General features: G+C 41.5%; 26 protein-coding genes. 7 read left to right on the top strand and 19 right to left on the bottom strand.

From position 1 onward, the window contains the following. Window positions 1-45: 45 nt before the first annotated feature. The 5 genes from H9647_RS03940 (at window position 46) to H9647_RS26280 (ending at window position 3,269) form a co-directional block, all read left to right on the top strand. Window positions 46-1,653 (top strand): YifB family Mg chelatase-like AAA ATPase, encoded by a 1,608-nt coding sequence (locus H9647_RS03940; RefSeq protein ID WP_191798346.1) that lies wholly within the window; start codon window positions 46-48, stop codon window positions 1,651-1,653. Between the two features lie 93 nt (window positions 1,654-1,746). Then, window positions 1,747-1,950: a transposase gene (locus H9647_RS25665; protein WP_225229025.1), complete on the top strand. Its 204-nt coding sequence runs from the start codon at window positions 1,747-1,749 to the stop codon at window positions 1,948-1,950. 151 nt (window positions 1,951-2,101) lie between these two features. Then, window positions 2,102-2,257, top strand: a complete 156-nt coding sequence (locus H9647_RS03930) for a hypothetical protein (RefSeq protein ID WP_191798344.1) — start codon at window positions 2,102-2,104, stop codon at window positions 2,255-2,257. A gap of 24 nt (window positions 2,258-2,281) precedes the next feature. Next, a complete protein-coding gene (locus H9647_RS03925; protein WP_191798342.1) occupies window positions 2,282-2,890 on the top strand; it encodes an IS3 family transposase in 609 nt (202 codons plus the stop codon). 250 nt (window positions 2,891-3,140) lie between these two features. Continuing rightward, entirely contained in the window at window positions 3,141-3,269 is a 129-nt protein-coding gene (locus tag H9647_RS26280) for a hypothetical protein (RefSeq protein WP_225229024.1), read from the top strand. A gap of 379 nt (window positions 3,270-3,648) precedes the next feature. On the opposite strand, the gene H9647_RS26115 is transcribed toward H9647_RS26280, so the two are convergent. Together H9647_RS26115 and H9647_RS26275 are read right to left on the bottom strand one after the other, a co-directional pair. Further along, on the bottom strand, window positions 3,649-5,004 hold the full coding sequence (locus H9647_RS26115; RefSeq protein WP_191798340.1) for a copper amine oxidase N-terminal domain-containing protein: 1,356 nt from the start codon (window positions 5,002-5,004) through the stop codon (window positions 3,649-3,651). 361 nt (window positions 5,005-5,365) lie between these two features. Continuing rightward, entirely contained in the window at window positions 5,366-5,509 is a 144-nt protein-coding gene (locus H9647_RS26275) for a hypothetical protein (RefSeq protein ID WP_404822570.1), read from the bottom strand. A gap of 64 nt (window positions 5,510-5,573) precedes the next feature. On the opposite strand from H9647_RS26275, the gene H9647_RS26270 reads away from it, so the two are divergent. Further along, window positions 5,574-5,750, top strand: a complete 177-nt coding sequence (locus tag H9647_RS26270) for a magnesium chelatase subunit ChlI family protein (RefSeq protein WP_404822569.1) — start codon at window positions 5,574-5,576, stop codon at window positions 5,748-5,750. A gap of 237 nt (window positions 5,751-5,987) precedes the next feature. Here the strand turns inward: H9647_RS26270 and H9647_RS03905 are convergent, their stop codons facing one another. From H9647_RS03905 to rplS, 11 genes are all read right to left on the bottom strand, one after another. Further along, a complete protein-coding gene (locus H9647_RS03905; protein WP_225229023.1) occupies window positions 5,988-6,587 on the bottom strand; it encodes an acetylglutamate kinase in 600 nt (199 codons plus the stop codon). 465 nt (window positions 6,588-7,052) lie between these two features. Continuing rightward, window positions 7,053-7,304, bottom strand: coding sequence for a YolD-like family protein (locus H9647_RS03900; protein WP_191798338.1), 252 nt, complete (start codon window positions 7,302-7,304; stop codon window positions 7,053-7,055). 179 nt (window positions 7,305-7,483) lie between these two features. Next, entirely contained in the window at window positions 7,484-8,371 is an 888-nt protein-coding gene (locus H9647_RS03895) for a hypothetical protein (protein ID WP_191798336.1), read from the bottom strand. A gap of 281 nt (window positions 8,372-8,652) precedes the next feature. Next, window positions 8,653-9,216: a nitroreductase family protein gene (locus H9647_RS03890; RefSeq protein ID WP_191798334.1), complete on the bottom strand. Its 564-nt coding sequence runs from the start codon at window positions 9,214-9,216 to the stop codon at window positions 8,653-8,655. Window positions 9,217-9,462: 246 nt separating this feature from the next. Beyond that, window positions 9,463-9,885 (bottom strand): YraN family protein, encoded by a 423-nt coding sequence (locus H9647_RS03885; protein ID WP_225229022.1) that lies wholly within the window; start codon window positions 9,883-9,885, stop codon window positions 9,463-9,465. A gap of 12 nt (window positions 9,886-9,897) precedes the next feature. Beyond that, window positions 9,898-10,200, bottom strand: a complete 303-nt coding sequence (locus H9647_RS03880; protein WP_191798332.1) for an EscU/YscU/HrcU family type III secretion system export apparatus switch protein — start codon at window positions 10,198-10,200, stop codon at window positions 9,898-9,900. Beyond that, window positions 10,197-12,302: a hypothetical protein gene (locus tag H9647_RS03875; RefSeq protein WP_191798329.1), complete on the bottom strand. Its 2,106-nt coding sequence runs from the start codon at window positions 12,300-12,302 to the stop codon at window positions 10,197-10,199. Before H9647_RS03875 ends, H9647_RS03880 begins: the two co-directional genes overlap by 4 nt. Window positions 12,303-12,468: 166 nt before the next feature. Next, on the bottom strand, window positions 12,469-13,125 hold the full coding sequence (locus H9647_RS03870) for a ribonuclease HII (RefSeq protein WP_191798649.1): 657 nt from the start codon (window positions 13,123-13,125) through the stop codon (window positions 12,469-12,471). A 198-nt stretch (window positions 13,126-13,323) separates the two neighbouring features. After that, window positions 13,324-14,190: a ribosome biogenesis GTPase YlqF gene (gene ylqF, locus H9647_RS03865; RefSeq protein ID WP_191798327.1), complete on the bottom strand. Its 867-nt coding sequence runs from the start codon at window positions 14,188-14,190 to the stop codon at window positions 13,324-13,326. Between the two features lie 61 nt (window positions 14,191-14,251). Then, complete coding sequence (gene lepB, locus H9647_RS03860; protein WP_191798325.1) at window positions 14,252-14,872, bottom strand: signal peptidase I; 621 nt, start codon at window positions 14,870-14,872, stop codon at window positions 14,252-14,254. A gap of 246 nt (window positions 14,873-15,118) precedes the next feature. After that, on the bottom strand, window positions 15,119-15,460 hold the full coding sequence (gene rplS, locus H9647_RS03855; RefSeq protein ID WP_191798323.1) for a 50S ribosomal protein L19: 342 nt from the start codon (window positions 15,458-15,460) through the stop codon (window positions 15,119-15,121). A 278-nt stretch (window positions 15,461-15,738) separates the two neighbouring features. Here rplS and H9647_RS03850 point away from each other — a divergent pair, with 278 nt between their 5' ends. Then, window positions 15,739-16,683, top strand: coding sequence for a polysaccharide deacetylase family protein (locus H9647_RS03850; RefSeq protein ID WP_191798321.1), 945 nt, complete (start codon window positions 15,739-15,741; stop codon window positions 16,681-16,683). A 142-nt stretch (window positions 16,684-16,825) separates the two neighbouring features. Here the strand turns inward: H9647_RS03850 and trmD are convergent, their stop codons facing one another. The 6 genes from trmD to ylxM form a co-directional block, all read right to left on the bottom strand. Beyond that, window positions 16,826-17,608: a tRNA (guanosine(37)-N1)-methyltransferase TrmD gene (gene trmD, locus H9647_RS03845; RefSeq protein WP_191798319.1), complete on the bottom strand. Its 783-nt coding sequence runs from the start codon at window positions 17,606-17,608 to the stop codon at window positions 16,826-16,828. Beyond that, window positions 17,608-18,117 (bottom strand): ribosome maturation factor RimM, encoded by a 510-nt coding sequence (gene rimM, locus H9647_RS03840; protein ID WP_191798317.1) that lies wholly within the window; start codon window positions 18,115-18,117, stop codon window positions 17,608-17,610. Before rimM ends, trmD begins: the two co-directional genes overlap by 1 nt. Window positions 18,118-18,204: 87 nt before the next feature. Beyond that, the gene (locus H9647_RS03835; protein ID WP_047909748.1) at window positions 18,205-18,435 is read right to left on the bottom strand and encodes a KH domain-containing protein; all 231 of its coding nucleotides are present in this window, start codon (window positions 18,433-18,435) and stop codon (window positions 18,205-18,207) included. Window positions 18,436-18,458: 23 nt separating this feature from the next. Next, window positions 18,459-18,731, bottom strand: coding sequence for a 30S ribosomal protein S16 (gene rpsP / locus H9647_RS03830; protein ID WP_160036457.1), 273 nt, complete (start codon window positions 18,729-18,731; stop codon window positions 18,459-18,461). A 45-nt stretch (window positions 18,732-18,776) separates the two neighbouring features. Continuing rightward, window positions 18,777-20,156, bottom strand: coding sequence for a signal recognition particle protein (ffh, locus tag H9647_RS03825; RefSeq protein WP_191798315.1), 1,380 nt, complete (start codon window positions 20,154-20,156; stop codon window positions 18,777-18,779). Window positions 20,157-20,197: 41 nt separating this feature from the next. Then, on the bottom strand, window positions 20,198-20,554 hold the full coding sequence (ylxM, locus tag H9647_RS03820) for a YlxM family DNA-binding protein (protein WP_191798313.1): 357 nt from the start codon (window positions 20,552-20,554) through the stop codon (window positions 20,198-20,200). Window positions 20,555-20,659 lie beyond the last annotated feature (105 nt).

The following is a 20,659-nucleotide window of genomic DNA, read 5'->3' as shown; positions in this document are numbered from 1 at the left end:
TACCCACTTATCTGAAGTGGGATAACAGAAAAAGAGGTGTTTTTTGTGTACGGAAAATTATTTGGAGCTTGTTTATACGGGATCGACGGGGTACTCATTGAAGTAGAAACAGATTTGTCTAACGGATTACCTCAAACTTCGATTATCGGACTTCCTGACTCTGCTATACGTGAAGCAGTAGAACGTGTCCGAGCTGCGATCAAAAACTGTGGTTTTCAGTATCCGTTGCAGCGGATTACCATTAACCTCGCACCTGCCGATCTGCGTAAAGAAGGGTCTTCTTTTGATCTCGCTATTGCTCTGGCCGTTTTAACGACTAGTGAGCAGCTTATCCTTCCGGCAGATAAGAAGACTTTATTTTTAGGCGAATTAGCACTCGATGGAAGTCTTAGGCCTGTACCTGGTATCCTCAGTATGGTAGACCTTGCTCGCCGGCAAGGCTTTGATTCTGTTGTCGTTCCCATAGAAAATGTAACCGAAGGTTCGGTTATCCAAGGAATTGAAGTCTATGGTCTACGTCATTTAAAAGATTTGGTCCCCTCTGTGTCGGGAGACGCAAATTCATCTGTATCCAAGGGGAAACTACAGCAAGGAAGAATACAGCTCGAAGACTACGCTCATCTCTCTACGAATACATATTCATCACGTAAAGAATCTTCTGAAGAAGGTTCTTATCTTATGGAAGACTATATTGATGTTTTGGGTCAGCAACATGTGAAAAGAGCGCTCACTATTGCCGCCGCTGGAATGCATAATATCATGCTTGTCGGTCCGCCGGGCACGGGAAAAACGATGCTTATTAAACGTCTGCCGACAATTCTCCCTCCGCTTACCGATCAAGAAGCACTCGAAGTCACCAAAGTACTAAGTGCTTCAGGTAAACTAAAAGATGGACTGAGTAGACTAGCAACGGTTCGGCCGTTCCGTTCTCCACATCATACGATTTCAGCCGCCGGCCTGATCGGAGGAGGAACGATACCAAAACCAGGAGAAGTCAGTCTTGCGCACCGAGGAATTTTGTTTCTCGATGAACTTCCTGAATTTAACCGCCAAGTCCTTGAAGTACTAAGACAACCGCTAGAAGATCGTCATGTAACACTTAGCCGGGCCCGGGCTGCTTTTACATTCCCTGCTCATTTTATGCTTGCCGCCTCCATGAATCCTTGTCCGTGCGGCTATGCCGGAAATGATCCTAAGCAGCAGCGGTGTACTTGTACTCCTCATAAAATAGCCGCCTATCGTGCCAAAATATCTGGACCGCTGCTAGACCGGATTGATTTGCAAGTCGAAGTTCCCCGGCCCAAAGAAGGGCTTGAGGTGAAGATTACTTCCTCTTCTGCTGAGCTCCAGGCACAAGTGCTCGCTGCACAGAAAGTTCAGGAACATCGGTATAAGGGACTACCCATCTCATGGAACAGTGAACTATCGGGTAGTTTACTTCGGCGGACCGCTGTTCTTGATAAACCTGCCGCAGACATGCTTCATCAGACCATTGATGCACTTGGGCTTAGCATGAGATCTTATGATCGGATTCTCAAGATGGCTCGTACGATTGCAGATCTAGCAGAAGAAGAGCAAATTACAACACTACATGTGGCAGAAGCAATTCAGTACCGGAATTTAGATGTGAGATCTGTAGCGATGCAGGAGTAAGCCCTAGGTTTGGTATTATCCCCTCTAAGTAGACACTCGAAAAAAGCCTCATGTTATCATGAGACATCGAGAGAACTTGGAGGGGATATTTTCATGGCTAAAAAGGGACAAGTTTTTCAATCGTATACGGAAGAATTAAAATTAAGAGCAGTTCAATGCTACCTCGAGGGATCGACGAGTTATCAAGCCGTAGCAGACAAGTTGGGGATACGAAGTTGCACACAACTAAAAACATGGGTGAGAAAATATCGAGATGGAGAGGTATTCGATGCGCGTAAGGCTCTGAGAGTCCTATGAAAGGACGCCCTCGCACGACATTTTCCAGTATCGAAGAAGAACGAGATTATTTAAAAAAGCGGTATCCCAATCTGTTAAAGGAGACACACTTAGCCGACAGCAAAACTACGAAATCATTGAGGAACTGAGAGATCTACATGGTGTTACAAGGTTGTTAGCTATGGTGGGAGTGCCAAGAGCCAGTTACTACAAGTGGCGGTCATCGCGTCTGAATCGCAGCCCGAAAGCAGGCCTGGATCAAGAGATTAAACAACACATGATGGCTACTCACTTGGCTCATCCTTATTTCGCTATCCTCGAATGGTAACGGCTCTGTGGGAAGCAGGCTACCGTGTCAATCACAAAAAGGTACAAAGAATTGTCGATTCAGTCTGTGATTCGAAAGAAACGAAAATTATCCAGTTATACACCGTCTGTGGTATACCCTAACCGACTCAAACGTCAATTTCATGCTACTGCCCCGGGACAAAAAATGGTGACCGATATTACCTATATCTCTGACGGATCACACTTTTATTATTTGTCCGTGATTCAGGATCTATTTAATAATGAGATTGTAGCTTGGCAGGTCTCTAGACGTAACGATGTGAAACTCGTACTCGACACCGTTAAGCAGTGGACACGAAAAAGAGACGTCTCAGAAGCCGTACTCCATTCGGATCAAGGCTTCCAATACACGTCTCAAGCATACAACACACGATTAAAGGAATTTAGCATTAAAGGCAGCCACTCTCGCAAAGCAACCTGCCTAGATAATGCATGCATCGAATCCTTTTTTTCGCATCTCAAAACGGAAAAGTTGTACTTACTTCAGTGCAAATCAGAAGAAGAGCTACCTCAAGCCGTTGAAGATTACATCTACTTTTACAACTACCAGCGCTTTCAGGCAAAACTCAAACAGCGCGCGCCGATTGAGTATCGACACGCGCTAGCTGCTTAGTCTTTTATATATATCTACTTGACAGGGGTATTACTAGGTTTCTCTCTAGCTTTTAATATTGAAGTAAATACATATGTCTGCCTAGTCCGGCCAGGACTCCGTTCTCTCCACACTCATTCATTACTCAGTATGATAAATATTGAGATAATTGGAAGGAGGGGACTATTCCACTGCGAAATTTTGTTCCTCTGTGAACTTTTTGAATCTAAGCGCCAAGTCCATGTAGTACTTAAAGAAAGATCGTCAAGTAATGCTTAGCCGAACCCGGGCTGTTTTTATATTTCCTGCTCATTTTATGCTAGCCGCCTCCATTAATCCTTGTCCATACAAGAGTACCTCTGGAATGCATATTAATAGTAGGGAAAAACTTAAGGAGTAGTATTTTGATCTATGAAGGAACGCTCCTTGATAAAGAATTCGAACAGCTTATATTAATCTAATTTATCAATAAGAGAACTTACTTATTTATCTGATTTACCCCTGAATCCATTTCAATCATAGAAAACACTGACATTAAAAGAAATGCGTACTACATTAGAGTAGGCGCTAAACCAACCAAAAACTGTAGAAAGAGAAGGACATACATATTGATTAGACAGTTTTTAAACTAACAGAACTAATAAGATTGCGGCATCCAAGGAAGCTAATTAATCCATGAAATCCGCTATTCTATTTCCCGCAACGTAGTATTGCTACTTTTGTTTATCGAGCTTATTTTCAAAACTCGAGGAAAGTAATTTCCAGAATTTATTTCTTGTTTAATATGAAGAAATTGATTGCAAGATATCATTAGTAAAATATAGATATTTGTCATTACTATATGAATTTTCGTATACCCACATGTCAGTCGAGCCCCATGAGTAATAGTCTTCTGAATGGCGATCATATATGCCCCAAGACAAATAAACCATATCTGAATTCATACCAATACTTATTTGAGAATTCTCAATTTTTCTCCAGTTGTTTTGCGAGAAATTATATTTCTTGTAAGGGCTCACAGTATAAAAACTGAATGGGAAGTTATATTCTTTCAAAGAGGCAATGTAAGTCCTCCCTTTATATATAAAATTAACGTTTAACCAATATCCAATATCTGGTTCCCTTTTAATACTAGTTATTTTCACTGATGAGAGGTTTTTGATTTTTGATACATAGTTGCCGTTCTGATCCTCTATTATTAACTGAGGAGTATGAACCCAAACTGTTTTACCGATATACATTTGATATTTCTCGTATATATCATTTATAGGCACTGTTACCTTAGCTGTTAAAGTAGTTACAGTAACTGATTCAATATAATCTTCAAAATTATTAGAGCCTTTGTTAACTGATACTTTTGCCTTAAACAAATCTTTGATAAGTTGAACAGGAACCATTAATTTCCCTTCGATAATTTGAGGAGCTACTGTGTAAGAGCTTCCAACCCCATTAATTTTAACGTATTTAGAATTTAGTTTTCCTGATATCTTAGTGTTGTTAAACTTTAATGTTATATTTTTTGATTTGTTATCTATCTGGATTGAGCCATTTAGGCTTTTGAATACAGCTGCTGCTGGTACCATCGAGTTATTTTTTATTATTACGCCTGTATCTTTTAACGTTACGATTTTAACAGGTTCATTTTTTTTAACTGAGTCTTTACTTTCCTGGTTTACCGATCCTTCTTTTGATGAATTCATCTTCCAAGGATATATATTATCTGTGCCTTGTTCAAAATATTGTAATAAGATATTTGAAACACTTACGTCGTATGTAATTTTCGAAGTGGCATATAGCTTGTTATTATAGATGATTGATGCAAAACAATATTTGACTCCTAAATAATCCCCCCAGTTGGATTGAGTCAAATTATTTAATAGTTTCTTTTTCCCGCTTGCGGATAAAGACTTGAATAACTCAAGATCGGCTTGACTACGTATAACAATATTTATTGCTCCTTCATTTGTCCCAAGCCCGATATTTTTATCAAACAACCCATCGTATGTTTTTACTGAGACGTTATTTGTTAAAGTTGATAAGACTTCTTGCTCATCATTACTAGCATATGTAATTTGATGCATACAAGATAATGCTAAAATAATTACTATAAAACTTACTATAGACTTTAATTTCACTTATTTCCCCTCCATTGTTATAGATTTCTTAATAATATCATATTTTTAATATAGGTCTATAGTTTGTATTGATAAATTATTTATAGGTCTTTAAAACTAATATATTTATCAAGGTATTTCGTTATTTTCTCATACTTAATTCCTAATCAGTTCCCTCTCCTACCAACCACGCTTTTCTACCAAGTTATGAGCCATTCTGTCTTTATCCATTAGTAAGGTCCGGCAAGGTTACAATTTGACTTAGTTTCCTCAATTGAAGAGCGAGCTGTAGCCTGGACCACAAAGGTTTTTGGCATAATGACTTTCCATTGAATGCAGAGGGTTTAAGCTTGAGCTTTTCCAACGTTAGGCAATACCTCCGCTACCATTCCCTAAATGCATCCAAAACCGCAACTTTAAATATTCTTTCAGAGAATGCTTTCCTCATCTTCAACTGAGCTCCAGGCACAAGTGCTCGCTGCACAAAAAATTCAGGAACATCGGTATAAGGGACTACCCATCTCATGGAACAGTGAACTATCGGGTAGTTTAGTTCGGCGGACCGCTGTTCTTATAAGCCTGCCGCAGACATGCTTCATCAGACCATTGATGCACTTGGGCTTAGCATGAGATCTTATGATCGGATTCTCAAGATGGCTCGTACGATTGCAGATCTAGCAGAAGAAGAGCAAATTACAACACTCCATGTGGCAGAAGCCATTCAGTACCGGAATTTAGATGTGAGATCTGTGGCGATGCAGGAGTAAGTATGAAATCCCCTATAGTTCTATTTATTAAGATAATTCATGTTATAACAATTCATCTTAAACAATTCCTGTTTTTGAGTATTACCCTATGCTTTTATCTTCCTAGTGTTCGGGCGTATTACACTTATTAACCCGTCTAGTTAGAGATAGGAGATCAGTAACAATGTCCTTCTGCTTGGTTTCTCACTCCCCCCCACAAAAAAAGGATAAGTTCATTCGAACTCATCCTTTTCGATATTAACTTAGGAAGTTTGACGGAAATTGTTGAACGATCCCACTCGTCATCATATCTGCCATTCCTAGCGCTTGAGTCTCGATCTGGTCATTTAGCGCGACGTTCTTCACGTAGTCCTTCGCTATACGGGTGGAAACCTCATCACTGAGAAGGCCAAGATGCTCATACATCATGTGTTGCCATTCCATTTGAGACCAATACGGATTGATCCTGCCAAGAAAGTCGGCAATGGAGTCTGCATTTGCATACCATCTCCTCTGGGCGTCAGCCGCTGCCTCGGAGTTACCCGACTTCAAATCACCTACTAACTCAGCTGCAATTGTGAGATGCTCTCTAAGCAACCTTGCAAACTCATTAGCAATAGCTATACCGTATACGGAAGCCAATACTTCCGCAAAATCGTCAGGATTTCGCAGCAGTCTTTCCGTTGTTGCATTCACATCAGGCAGGCCGTCTACAATACTGTTCACAGTTAATCTTGTCCAATACACATGCTGCTCCCATAGTGCTCTCAGCTTCCTGTTTAACTCTACGCTTGATGATGTCCACGTGGGATAACTTCGTGCAATAGGATAGTAATAAATCGGATAACGGCTATACACACTGGCCAGCTCCTTTTTAACAGTATATGGGCAAATGGCTTATATGTGATTAACTCTCCAACGAAATTGTTACTCATATAGCTTTTAAAGTCATGGGCAGCAACAGTCCGATTTTCGATGCACCTATCTTGAAAGCCTTTACCATCTAGCAATTACTGCTTTAACTATTTACCAGTATGGCTTCTTCGACTCCAGCATCCCTTCTATAACTTCGATGTCCTGCTGTGTAATGGATGAAATCTATCAAAAATGGCATAGCAAAAAGCCCGCAAATTTTTCTGCGGGCATATTATCGTTCAATATACTATTACGGCATCTGCTGCCAGTCTTCAAGTAACAGGGACAATCAACTCAGAATCTGAATTTATATAGGTTGGTTAGTAGAGTAAAAATATTCGATTGTCTCATCAACTTGTTCCAGCAGGCTTGTCCTAAATTTCTGAATGGTGCCACGATAGACTATCTTTAATCTCTAGGGTAATCCATTCTCATAATATCCATAAAAGGGACTTTATATAGTCCTTCTTCAGACTGAATATGTACTTTCCCAGTACGTGAATCCATCGTCACGATCTGCCCTCGTACGGTTTCTTCCCATGCCCATACCGTCAGTTCGATTGTGGATTTTTCTTGATAGGCTTCTGACAACTGGTTCCCTAATTCTTCTAGTACAAATTCATCTCTTGTTGGCCGTTTTGGTACTTTGGATTTTGCCATGATGATGTCCTCCTATCAATTTATGCTATATTTTGAGTTATTATTTAATTCAGTTATTTTGCAAAATGCTCATTTAAGATATTGTCTTCGAAAAGTTCATTATATCGCATATCCGATCTGCAGGATAACTTTTTAATCAAATCCGCATAGTTTCATCATATCCTTGTACGTTCTAAAGCCTATTTCCATCTTCGATGAAATTTACTTAGATCATTCAAAGCTTGATCTATATCATAATTTCTCAATAAATCGCCAATTTCCACATACTCTATGACTCCAAATCTTGCTTTGTAAAAAGTGAGTTTTTGTATATTATAAGGCTCCCCTTCTAATCGATTCAGTAAATAATAAGTCATTAGTTCTGCAGCTTCTTTCCAGTTATATCCGTGTTTTTTAGTCGTTTTGATGTCATACAGCGTATCTCCAATAATAAAATCGGCCGAAGCTCCACCCATTCGTCTTCGCTTCTCATCAAAGGAAGGAAAATACTTTATTTCTGTCCTTTGCTCATAAGGAAAACGTTCTTCAAAGATCTGCCATAGAAGCTTTAGGTCGCTCTCTACATCAGGCATAGGAGGATGGATAAACTGCTGAACAAATTCAGTTGGACTACGATAAGCAGCATGTACACCGAGTCGGTAAATCGTATCCAGCTTACTGCACATAAAGGCTCCACGGATTAATTCCCCTTCTGGAACCTCTTCTCCTCGTATAAATGTATCCCAAATTCCAGTGAACTCCTCAAAAAGAAGAGTCAGCTCCCCCATCACAGGTACATCGGAAAAGAATTCATGAATCACTTCATATCCTTTTCTTGCAAGCGGATTGAAGGCTTTATCAGGAGAATCTTGATTTTTCCTAGCCAAAATAGCACTGATCATATATTGAAAAGATACCCGAACGAGTCCGGATATATAGCTCGTAAAAATAGATTCTGCGAGTATCGGTTTATTCTTGAAGGGAGGAACATCCGTAGAATAAGATTTAAAATCTGCTGCTTTCGGTGTAACTTTACGGATGATTTCTTGAAAGTCCTTATTTGTATGAATAAGCGAAGTTAAGCTCAAAGTATGCCACCTCGTATCGGAGTATCAATCTAAAGAACTAAGATTATATCTATAAAATGGATTCCACCATTCTTAACCAACCTCAATTATAGCACAAATGTTCGCATTTTTCTTGTGTAAATCCAATTTTTAAATGACAGTAAAAATAAATAAACAAACCAAAAAGAAGTTCCCTATGACAGATCACTGTCAAAAGAACTTCCTCTTCGTTAAATAGCTCCCTATGATTAACTACTAGTTGAATCAATTTCATAACTCATTACACTTGATTCAGTTAATGTTTATTTAAATACCGTTAATTTATCAGATGCTGGTGTACGTTCTTGTGGTTTAGGCACGACATCAGGATAGCCGATATAGAGCATACCCACAATTTTCTCACCTGGAACAATGCCAAGCGTTTCTCTAAACTTAGGCCCGTACAAGAACGGTTTTGTCACCCAGAAAGTTCCGACCTCTTCGGCCCAAGCTGCTAACATAAAGTTCTGCACAAGCGCACTTGTTGCTGCAAAATCTTCATCAAAGATCGCTTGTCGCGGATCTTCCTTCATAACCACAAGCATAATCGTCGGCACATTAAGGACCGTAGTTACAAACTTGTTGTCATCTCCCATCTCAGCAGCAATGGCTTCTGACAACTTTTGACGTCCTTCTTCCCGGAAAAGTAAAAATCTCCACGGCTCACGAAGCTTATGATTTGGTGCCCATACAGCTGTGTCCAAAAATTCCGTAATTTTCTCTACAGGTATAGGTTGTTCTTGAAATTTCTTAATCGTGCGGCGTCCACGGATAACTTCCTTTATGTCCAAGTTCTTAGCTGCTGCTTGTACAGGTGTATCACTCATTCGTATTTCCTCCTCAAGTGAAACTCAAAGTATTTTTCATAAGTTATATAGATAATGAGAATGTTTATCAATTAAAGCACTGTCCCTAGCATACCTTGGTAATGCTTGTAAAGTCAATTCCTCACAATAGAAAAAAGTCCAGTACCCTATCGGTTGTTTCCCCAAGGGTCTGGACGTTCACAGTTAACTCTACTAAACGCTCTTTACTTTACATTAATTCACTTTACAAAAGTGAAATCTAATATATTAGAAAGCATTCTCAATATGCTCAATCTCTACCGGTCCCTCGGACCAATTCACGGGAGGAAGTAAAACACCCATCACATCAAACCTTATCTGCTTGTTGCCAAGACGACGATCTTGAAGATACACCGCGGCAGTCTGCCGAACCTGATTTATTTTACGATGATTCACAGACTCAAGAGCCGTTCCATACTGATGCGAACCGGTTCGACTTCGAACTTCCACAAAAATATACACATCATCTAATACAGCGATAATATCAATCTCACCGCTTCGGCATCTCCAGTTGGTTTCCATGATTCGGTAACCTGCCTCTATTAAAAACCTAGCTGCAGCTTCTTCTCCTGCTTTTCCTTTGGCTTTCCGTGTATCTTTGGGCATTTGTTTGCGAGATTTGGCTCCATTAGGAACTTGTCCGTTATCCATCGCAATTCCTCTCTACTCGGGAAGAGTATAAATTTTTGCTTTTTGCTCTGCCTGATAGACAAATGTCAGCACTTCAGCAACGAGTTGATATAGTTCGGGAGGTATTTGGGTATCCAGATCGAGCTTGGAGAGAACTTCGACCAAAGCTGCATCCTCCTGAATCGGCACACCATGTTCTCTTGCTTTTTCTAATATCGAATCTGCCAAAGTGCCGCTGCCTTTTGCTACGACGACCGGTGCTTCTGCTTCTCCCGGTGTATATTTCAAAGCTACTGCCCTTTTTTGCTCTGGTTTTTGTGGGGTGTTCTCATTCATACTCGCATATCCACCCCTTTATAGGAGTCAGGTACATATGTATCTAGCAGCTGTTTTGATTGGAGTCCTGATTCCGGTATGCTTGAAAAGGATTCTCTCGTTACTACTTCAGAGCGAAATACGGAAAGTTGGTACCCCGTGTTCTCAAGCAGTGATCCAATCTGATTACGTCCTTCTTCAAAAATAAGAGCAGAAAGCTCATTATCTGTACGAATATGAAGACTGATCACTTTACCAACGACCTGCATGTCTATCAAAGTTGGACCAAGCTGCTTCATATTCAGATCAAACCAAATCCGGCAATGGGATGCATCCAGCTCACCTCTTGGTCCGCGCCGAGACTCGATTTGAACATTTGCTGTCACTTGTCCGTCTGCCCCGTTTAACGGGATGAACCAATTCATCTGCGCAAAGGGAGTAGTCCGGTCTGTATTCATTAGCAGCTGATGCCCTGTAAGCAAGTGTACAAGCTGCCCAGCTGTCTCTTTCACAGCCGGCGGAAGTTCTGCACTTGCCTCTGCTTGCAGCAGCAGGCCCTTCAGTGTGTCCGCTTGCTCTGCTGCGGCCACACCACTCTGCGCGGGAGAAGGCAATGTCCCGCGCACAATCTGCTGCTCGTGCTCCGCACCGAGCAGCTTCAGCACACGCCCCACCCACGAGTCATCACTCGTAGCGGCTGGCGTGTGCCCGGGTGCTGGCTGTGCATCAGCACCCTGTCCCTGCTGCGGCGTGCCTGGCACCGCAGCAGCTTTGCTGGCCGAGTTCTCGCCGGCCAGCTGGATTTGCGGCGCTGCCTGCAGTTCCTGCAGCAGGTTTGCCACGCGCCGCGCCAGTTCAGGCCCAGGCGGCACAGCTGCTAAGCGAGCAGGAATCAGCTCTACCTCTCCCTGATCTGCAGTTCCTGCGTTTGCAGAGCTTTTGACAAACTGCTCTTTTTCGCTCGATGCGGATACAGATAGGGATACAAACTTCGTATCTTTCACCATAGAATCTCCGCCTAAATTTTTCTTACTTGCATTTTCGCCGCCATGAGCCTGATCATTTCCCTCACTAACAGCTGCATTATTAGGAGCCTGATGCTGTTCCTTGCTACCCTCTGTTTTGATACCCATACTCTGTATATTTCCGTTACCCTTTAATCCGCTGTCTTGTGTATTTACTTTAGAACTCGTCATTCCTTCCGATTCACTTGCAGCCTGTTCCCCTGTAGTAACAGAACTTAGATCACTCGTATTCTTTGCGCCCATTCCTGCAACTTTAGAACCGAGATCTCCATTCGTTAGCGGTGTTGCCGCGCTTCCTACAGCACTTTCAGTACGAAGACCCGTAACACTAAACTCAGCAGAGGGCACCATACCTCTTTTACCTTCCGTCATACTAACATTCCCACTAACATTCTCTGCTTTCGATTCAGAACGGAACGGCATCTCAGAACCTAGGAATGGGGTCCGGTTCCCGTCTAAGATCCCCGCCGTTTTAGCAGAACTCCCCTTCCATGTAGAGTCTGCCGTGATGACTTTTTGCAGCATACCATCAAGTTCTCCCATAAGTTGATCCAGCGAAGGACCATACAAAGCCATATGGAGACTTTGAACACTCGTTCCGGTAACGGGAAGTCCTCGTTGCATAGCAAGACTTACCGAGTTCACCCATTCCCCTAATTTTATATTATCAGGCTTCGCCGTCATCGTGTTTTGCACATTTGTCACATTTTCTTTCGTTAACTGAATACCGCTTTGCTGTATCGCAATTAGCAGTTGCCGATTTTCTTTTGTGTCAGTCAGCTTAAGCGAATTTAAGAGATCCGCCATTGTCCCGGGGGATGCAGATGCAAGTGTTCCTTCATACGGCTTCATTACGATCATGCCGTCTTTATTCGGGGTACCTACTTGGAGTAAAGCTGTATCCCCCACTTTTAGCTGTGTATCCAGTGCAGCGCGTACTTGAACTCCTTTAATCTGGAGGACCGCTTCTTTTTGATCCGCGGATACCTGCACAACGTTTGCCCGAACCACCTGCCCTTCTTTTAATTCGAGCGACTTTGTTCCTCCCGCTGTTTTTGAATCACCTAACAGTCCTCGTAAGGTTTGTCCTATATTCATGGGAATAATTCCCCTTTCATTGCATTCTGCCCTGTCTCACCGTGGTACTTTATCATTTTTATCGGTTATCCCTTGGTCACACTGAAGTTAAGTGCTATTAAAAAAAGATAACCCCGGTATAAACCAAAGTTACCTTCTACTACAGGAACAAAACCTGAGTTTTTAATTAGAATAACGTCGGATGTTCCTGCTCACCCAAAATTTTGCCGAGAAAGCTTCGCCGATGCATAGGGGTAGCCCCTAAAGCCAGCAGCTGTTCTCTATGAAATTTCGTTGCATATCCCTTATGTACGGCAATCCCGTATTCCGGATACATTTCATCCCATACTTCCTTGCACATTCGGTCTCTCGTCACTTTAGCGATAATCGAAGCCGCGCCAATGGACTGACTATTGGCATCCCCTTTAATGATCGATAATTGAGGTATCGGAAGATCCACCGTTTCAGCATCAACCAGTAAGTGATCTGGCGCTACGCTGAGTTGTTCAACCGCTTTTTTCATAGCCAGTCTGGAAGCTTGTCTAATGTTGATCCGATCAATCGTCTCGACATCACAGATACCTACGCCAACGGCCAGCGCTTCTTTCATAATGATGTCATAGAGCAAGTCACGTTTTTTGTCCGATAGTTTCTTAGAGTCATTAACTCCATCAAGGACAAGCCCTTTGGGGAGGATTACCGCAGCAGCAACTACATCTCCAAACAAGCAGCCTCTTCCTACTTCATCAATTCCTGCAATATATTCGGCTCCGCTTTCCCATGCTTCTCGTTCATAACGCAGCATATCTATCGTTTTATTCTCTTCTTCCTCATAATCTAACATATCAAGCTCATGATTCTTCAATGAATATCTTCCCCTTCGCGGTAGTACTCGGTATCCATTATCATAGCATATGTAACCTTATACGAGAACCTTCTCTACTCCACGATATTTGTGAAAAACCTGGCATAAAAAAAGCCCCTGCTTAAAAAGCAGAGACTTTACCTACCTATTGTACTCACAGCTGATTTCATAAATCGTTTAGTAAGGAGCTTCCAGACTGAAACGTCCAAGCTTGCCGGCTCTCAGTTCTCTTAATAAGATAGAGGAAGCTTTCTCAAGATCGACTCGTCCACCACTGATGATCGCACCGCGTTTACGTCCGATTGCTTCCATAATAGCAACAATCTCATCTGCATTATCAATATCTTTAGGCTGTTCATCCAGACCATAGCGTTCTTTCATTGCCGGCCAGTAGAACTGAACGAGATATTTGATAGCAAAAAACGCGATTTCTTCAATATTCAGAATTTCTTCTTTAATTGCTCCCGTTACCGCGAGACGATATCCTACATTTTGATCCTCAAACTTAGGCCACAGAATACCTGGGGTATCCAAAAGCTCAATCTCTCTGTTCGCTACCTTAATCCATTGTTGAGCCTTTGTCACACCAGGTTTGTCTCCTGTTGCTGCAATGTTTCGGCCTGCCATTCGGTTGATTAGCGTCGATTTTCCAACGTTTGGAATACCTACAATCAAAGCCCGTATAGGCCGAGGGTTAATTCCTTTTGCAATCTGTCTGTCGATCTTATCTTTGAACAAAAGTTTCGCAGTTGCCGGAATGTCTTTTACACCCGTACCTGTGTTTGCATCAATAGCAAGGGTCGTATGCCCTTCCTCTTTGAAATGCTTGATCCACTCTTGTGTTACTTCAGGATCGGCTAGATCTGCTTTATTCAGCAAAATCATTCGAGGTTTGCCTTGCAAAATCTCATCGATCATTGGATTTCGGCTGGAAATCGGCAAACGTGCATCAATCAGCTCGATTACTACGTCAATCAGTTTCAGTTTATCCTGAATCTGACGACGTGCTCTTGTCATATGTCCGGGAAACCATTGTATAGTCAAGTTCATTCACCTTCTTTTACACAGCATTTCTGATAAACCTATACATCAATCAGAATAAGTCTTAGTGGTTAATCCACTCAATATCTTTAATTGGCCAAAAGATTACATCTGCTCTACCTACAACATCTTCGAGCGGAACATAACCAATCATTCGGCTATCCGTACTATTACTACGGTTGTCACCCATCGCGAAAATCATGCCTTCAGGCACTTTTCCATCCGGGAAAAATTCATTCGGGAAGTTATACGTATTGTACTGACCGCCATCTGCCTGAGCTTCTTCAATAGCTTCCTTCAAATAAGGCTCATCGATAACTTGTCCATTCACTTTTACGGTATCCCCGTCAACTTCAACGGTATCACCGGCAACTGCGATTACACGTTTAATAAAATCGCGGTTCTCCGAAGGAACGTGGAATACCACAACTTCTCCACGTTTTGGCTCTCTAATATCATACAAGATCTGATTCACAATGACTCTTTCACCCGTATGAAAATTAGGTTGCATTGAAGGACCATCCACAATAAAAGGTTTAAACAAGAAGAAGCGAATAATAAAAACCAGCACTAAAGCAATTGCAATAGCTTTCGTCCATTCCCAAACTTCATTTTTTACTTTCTTTGATTTAGAATCTCCATCTTGTGGTGGATTCAATCGTCCATTTTGTACATCCTGCTCCATAGCTCGTTCTCATCCTTCCATGTCATCAAAATGACGCATTTAACGAATTTATGTATGATTCCTTTTCCTTATAAATAGGTTACCTATTTTGACCAAGGAAACATCATCTACTTAAGAGTCCCTCAAGCTATTGTAAGAGAAATAAGTACAGGTTACAACTTTCTATTTCAGCATTTCCGAGCAAGAAAGATAAAGTAAAAAAAGCAAAAAGGGCTTGTTTCCAAGCCCTTTCCGTTATTCGTTATATTAACGAATTTCTTTAATTCTCGCTGCTTTACCGCGAAGTTCACGAAGATAATAAAGCTTCGCACGACGCACTTTACCACGGCGAGCCACTTCGAGTTTATCGATTTTTGGGGAATTAAGTGGGAAAGTTCTTTCCACACCTACACCGTAAGAAATTTTACGAACTGTAAAAGTCTCACTGATTCCACCACCACGGCGTTTGATTACTACACCTTCAAACAACTGGATACGTTCGCGTGTTCCCTCGATAACCTTAACGTGCACTTTTACAGTGTCACCAGGACGAAAGTTCGGCAAATCAGTACGAAGTTGTTCTTGTGTAATCGCTTGGACGATATTCATCTATGACTCCCTCCTTCCGTACAGGTGTTCATGTATCTTCCGGATACTCTCAACGTTATCCATCATCATCCACAGAGGACCACCGTATTCCACACAACAGAATAATTATAACATGTGGCACTAATATATTGCAAGTATCCTGCTCTATTATTTTAATAATATTATATTGTAAGAACCTTGTAACTTTCTAGTGTTCCTTCTCGTTTAGGATAGAGGAAAGATTATATGATAATCAAGAGGAATGTTCATTCCTTTACTGATTTTAAAAGGAGAACTGTATGAACCGCAAGTTTTTGAAAAAATGGAGCCCCCGGCTCGCTATTGTCCTGGTTGCCATGATTATAGTGTATGCGGCACTTGTTTCAAATCCAACGAATGCTTTCAGTCAAAAGGTTTGTACTTCGTGGCAAATGGTTAAAAACAAATCATTTATATTGTCCCACCGTCAGCTTTCTGAGAACATCATTGACACTGCCTATGCTGAGAATGTAACTGAGCAGCAAGCTAAACAGGTTCCTATACTTATGTATCATTATCTGGTTCCTAAATCCTTAAATAAAGAACCTGGCAACAAATCGGTTATGAATGCAGAAGATTTTGAGGAAGGTATGGATTATCTCCACCAAGAAGGGTATTATACTCCGACACTGCAAGAGCTTGAACAATATATTAATGGCGAAATTACACTGCCTAAAAAATCAGTTGTCATTACTTTTGATGATGGATATGAGAATAATTTAATTTATGCCTATCCTATTTTGAAAAAATATAATTTTAAAGCTGCCGTATTTGTCATTGGAAGTAAAACACAAGAAAAAAATGAACCGTTTGATCCAGCTCGAAAAAGTTTTTTAACGAAAGCACAAATGGAAGAAAGCAAGGATGTATTTGAGTTCCACAGCCACACCTATAATCTCCACTATAAAGGTTTTGAAAAATGCGGTTCCACGTACGCTGCTGGTCTAGACTCAAAATTACTGAAACAAGATATGAAGCAAATGAAAGAGTTCGGAATTGATACTCCTTATTTCGCATATCCGTATGGTAATAAAAGTACACAAATGATGTATTATCTGCGTGAAGAAGGTTACCGTATGGCATTCTCGGTTAGACAAGGCTTTGTAAAACCCGGTGATAATCCAATGAAGCTGAATCGATTAACCGTAACAACAGGTACCGATTTATCTGTCCTTCTCCATCCGCTGGATGAATCGCTGGAATGAAATGAGAAGAAGGCTGCACCCAATGATATGGGTGCAGCCTTTCTTTTCTGTGTTAGAAGTTTATGCTCAAACTTAGGATATATTTCTATCTATAAAGCAGTATTTTAGTTTATCGTAATCATAGTTATCCACAGTGACCTGCTTATTCAGCTTCGTTTTTCTGTTCATGCTCACGAATCTGCTGCTCAAGCCATATCTTTTCCTTCTTCGTCATTTCTACATGCTCGAGCAAGTCTGGACGGCGCGTATACGTCCGCCAAAGCGACTGCTGCCTACGCCATACATCAATATTACGATGATGACCAGATAGAAGTACATCCGGCACTTTATGACCTCTATACTCAGCTGGTCTAGTGTAGTGAGGGTATTCTAAGAGGCCGGTGCTAAATGAGTCCGTGATCGCACTCGTTTCGTTACCCAGAACCCCAGGAAGCAACCTAACCACACTATCGATTACGACCATGGCAGGAAGTTCTCCTCCAGTAAGTACATAATCTCCTGTAGAGATCTCATCGGTAACGAGATGCTCGCGGATTCGCTCATCATAACCTTCATAATGACCACAAATAAAGATCAGGTGATCTTCTTTGGAGAGTTCCTCTGCTTTTTTCTGAGTGAATGTCTCGCCTTGCGGGCACATCAGAATAATCCGTGGAGGTTTCTTAGAAGGATCTACAGCACCATTCTCTGAATCTGTACCTGTGATACTTTCGACTGCGTTAAAAATAGGTTCTGGTTTAAGAACCATTCCCCCACCGCCGCCATAAGGCGTATCATCTACCTGTCCATGTTTATTACCTGAATACTCACGAAAATTGATCGCTTGTAAAGATACAATTCCTTTTTCTTGTGCTTTTCCGAGAATACTCGTCTCAAACACACCAGGAAACATCTCTGGGAACAGTGTTAATACATCTACCTTCATTAGATAAGCCCTTCCATCAAATGAACCGTTACCTTTTTGTTTGTGATATCTACATGAAGTACAACATCATCAATATAAGGAAGCAGAATTTCTTTTCCGTTATTCATTTTAACGACCCATACGTCATTAGCTCCCGGTGTAAGAATTTCTTTCACCGTTCCGAGTTCTTCACCTTCATCTGTAATTACAGTACAGCCGACAATCTGATGAAAATAAAATTCGTCACCCGAAAGTTCTGTTTGATATTCTTCAGAGACCTTGAGCATGGATCCTTTATATTGCTCAACTTCATTGATATTATTGAATCCTTCAAATTGAACGACATACATATTTTTATGAAATCTTGCGGATTCCACAACAACAGGAATGATCTGTTTCGTCGTATCTATAACAAGTTTGCTGCCTTTTGCAAAACGTTCCTCTGGAAAGTCTGTTAACGGCAATACTTTCAATTCACCTTTAATTCCATGTGTGTTCACGATCTTACCTACATTAAAAAATTGTGCCATAATTCCTCCTGTATATCGATATTACGATTCTATAAGCATGTACGAAAAAGGGCTAGGAAATGCATCCTAACCCCCTTTCGTATATCTTTAAGATATGATATCAACGGTAACCCGTTTATCCATCTTAACTGCTGCCGATGTGACGACCGTACGGAGTGCTTTCGCAATCCTCCCCTGTTTACCAATCACTTTCCCTACATCTTCAGGATGTACGGTCAGTTCATAGACTACCAGGCGATCTTTTTCAAGCGTCCGGACCGACACATCTTCCGGATGATCTACCAAAGCCTTCGCAATAACGCCGACTAATTGTTCCATAGATACCCTCCGTTATCAGCACCTTATTTCTGTAGTTTAGACTCATGGAATTTCTTCATTACACCCGCTTTGCTAAGCAAGTTGCGAACTGTATCAGATGCTTGTGCACCGTTTTGAAGCCATGCCAAAGCTTTATCTTCATCGATTTTAACCACTGCTGGTTGTTCAATCGGATTGTAGTAACCGATTTCTTCGATAAAACGACCATCACGCGGGGAACGGGAATCCGATACCACGATACGGTAGAAAGGAGCTTTATGAGCACCCATGCGTTTCAGACGAATACGTACTGCCATGAAAATTCACCTCCTTCAATGAAATTTAATTTATCATCATGGAACTTACCGGAAAGGAAACTTCATTCCTTTACCACCTGTAAGACCCTTGAGTTGCTTCATCGCTTTTTTGTTACCTTTAGGACCCATCATATCACTAAACTGCTTCATTACACGACGCATCTCATCAAACTGCTTGATTAGACGGTTTACTTCGGCGACGGTTGTACCACTGCCAGCTGCAATCCGCTTACGTCTGCTTTGATTAATGATTTCAGGATTTTGTTTCTCTTCCTTGGTCATCGAAAACACAATGGCTTCAATTCTTCCCATTTGCTTGTCGTCGACTTTCAGATCTTTAGTCTGTTTCATCTTGCCCATCCCAGGAATCATATCCATGAGTTGATCAATCGGTCCCAGCTTCTTAATCTGATCCATCTGTTCCAAGAAATCTTCAAATGTGAAGGATGCGGTACGCATCTTTTGTTCCATTTCTTTTGCTTTCTCAGCATCAATATTGAACTGTGCTTTCTCAATCAGAGAGAGCATGTCACCCATACCAAGAATTCGTGAGGACATCCGTTCTGGATGGAACGGCTCCAAAGCATCGAGTTTCTCACCAAGCGTAATGAACTTGATCGGGCAACCTGTTACTGCCTTAACAGACAGCGCCGCACCACCACGAGTATCACCATCAAGCTTGGTCAGAACAACACCACTAAGTGAAAGCTGAGTATTAAAATGTTCTGCTACGTTCACTGCATCCTGACCTGTCATTGCATCGACAACGAGGAGCACCTCGTCTGGATTAACATGACTGTGGATCTGATGCAATTCTGCCATCAGTTCTTCATCAACATGAAGACGACCGGCTGTATCAATAATGACATAGTCATGATTGTTATCTTTCGCATGCTGTAAACCTTGCTTCGCAATTTCAACCGGGCTTGTCTGATCGCCGAGTGTGAATACTGGAGCATTGATCTGTTCTCCAAGTACTTGTAACTGCTTAATGGCAGCAGGACGATAGATATCAGCGGCAACGAGCAAAGGTTTTGCATTCTGCTTCTGAAGCAGTTTGGCCAGTTTACCGGAAGTAGTTGTCTTACCAGCACCCTGCAAACCCACCATCATAATAACAGTTGGTGGTTTATTTGCTTTGGCAAGCTTGGATTGGCTTCCGCCCATCAGCTCAGTCAGCTCTTTATTAACGATATCAATGATTACCATGCCGGGTGTGAAACTATCCATCACTTCTTTACCGACTGCTTTTTCTTTGACCTTCGTAATAAACTGCTTTACGACCTTAAAGTTAACGTCCGCTTCAAGCAAAGCAAGGCGCACCTCGCGCATTGCATCATTCACATCTTCTTCGGATACCTTACCTTTACCTCGAAGCTTGCCGAACACGTTCTGTAATCTCGCTGTTAATCCTTCAAATGCCATAAACACACCTCCTTCAAGTCCATTTCTTATGGGAAACTTCCCTATTCAAGAACCTCTAGGTGGTTCACAATTGTATTCATTCGATCCTTTTGATTACTGTCAAGATCGCTTGAAGCAATAAGTCCTCTCAGCTCTATCAAATCCGATAGCCGCCGTTCATGCTTATCAAGTAATCCGAGCTTGTTCTCATACATTTCCAGTACTTGCTCTGCTCGTTTAATATGCTCATATACTGCTTGCCTGCTAATCTCAAATTCCCCAGCGATCTCTCCTAATGAGAAGTCATCGTGAAAATAATATTTGAGAAAAGTTTGTTGTTTCTCGGTAAGCAACGTTTCATAAAAAGCAAACAGCAAGTTGATTCGGTTCGTCTTCTCGAGCCGATTCTCCTGACTCATACGGGACACTCCCTTCGTCAAGGAAAAACACTTTACACTCATTAACGTTCTTTATCTTACATAAAAGAAAAGAAGATGTCAAGCAAAAATCCTTGTCATCTTCTA

Source organism: Paenibacillus gallinarum (genome assembly GCF_014836635.1).
Classification (GTDB): Bacteria; Bacillota; Bacilli; order Paenibacillales; family Paenibacillaceae; genus Paenibacillus; species Paenibacillus gallinarum.
Note: the sequence above shows the minus strand (reverse complement) of the source record. Positions and strands in the feature narration are given on the sequence as shown.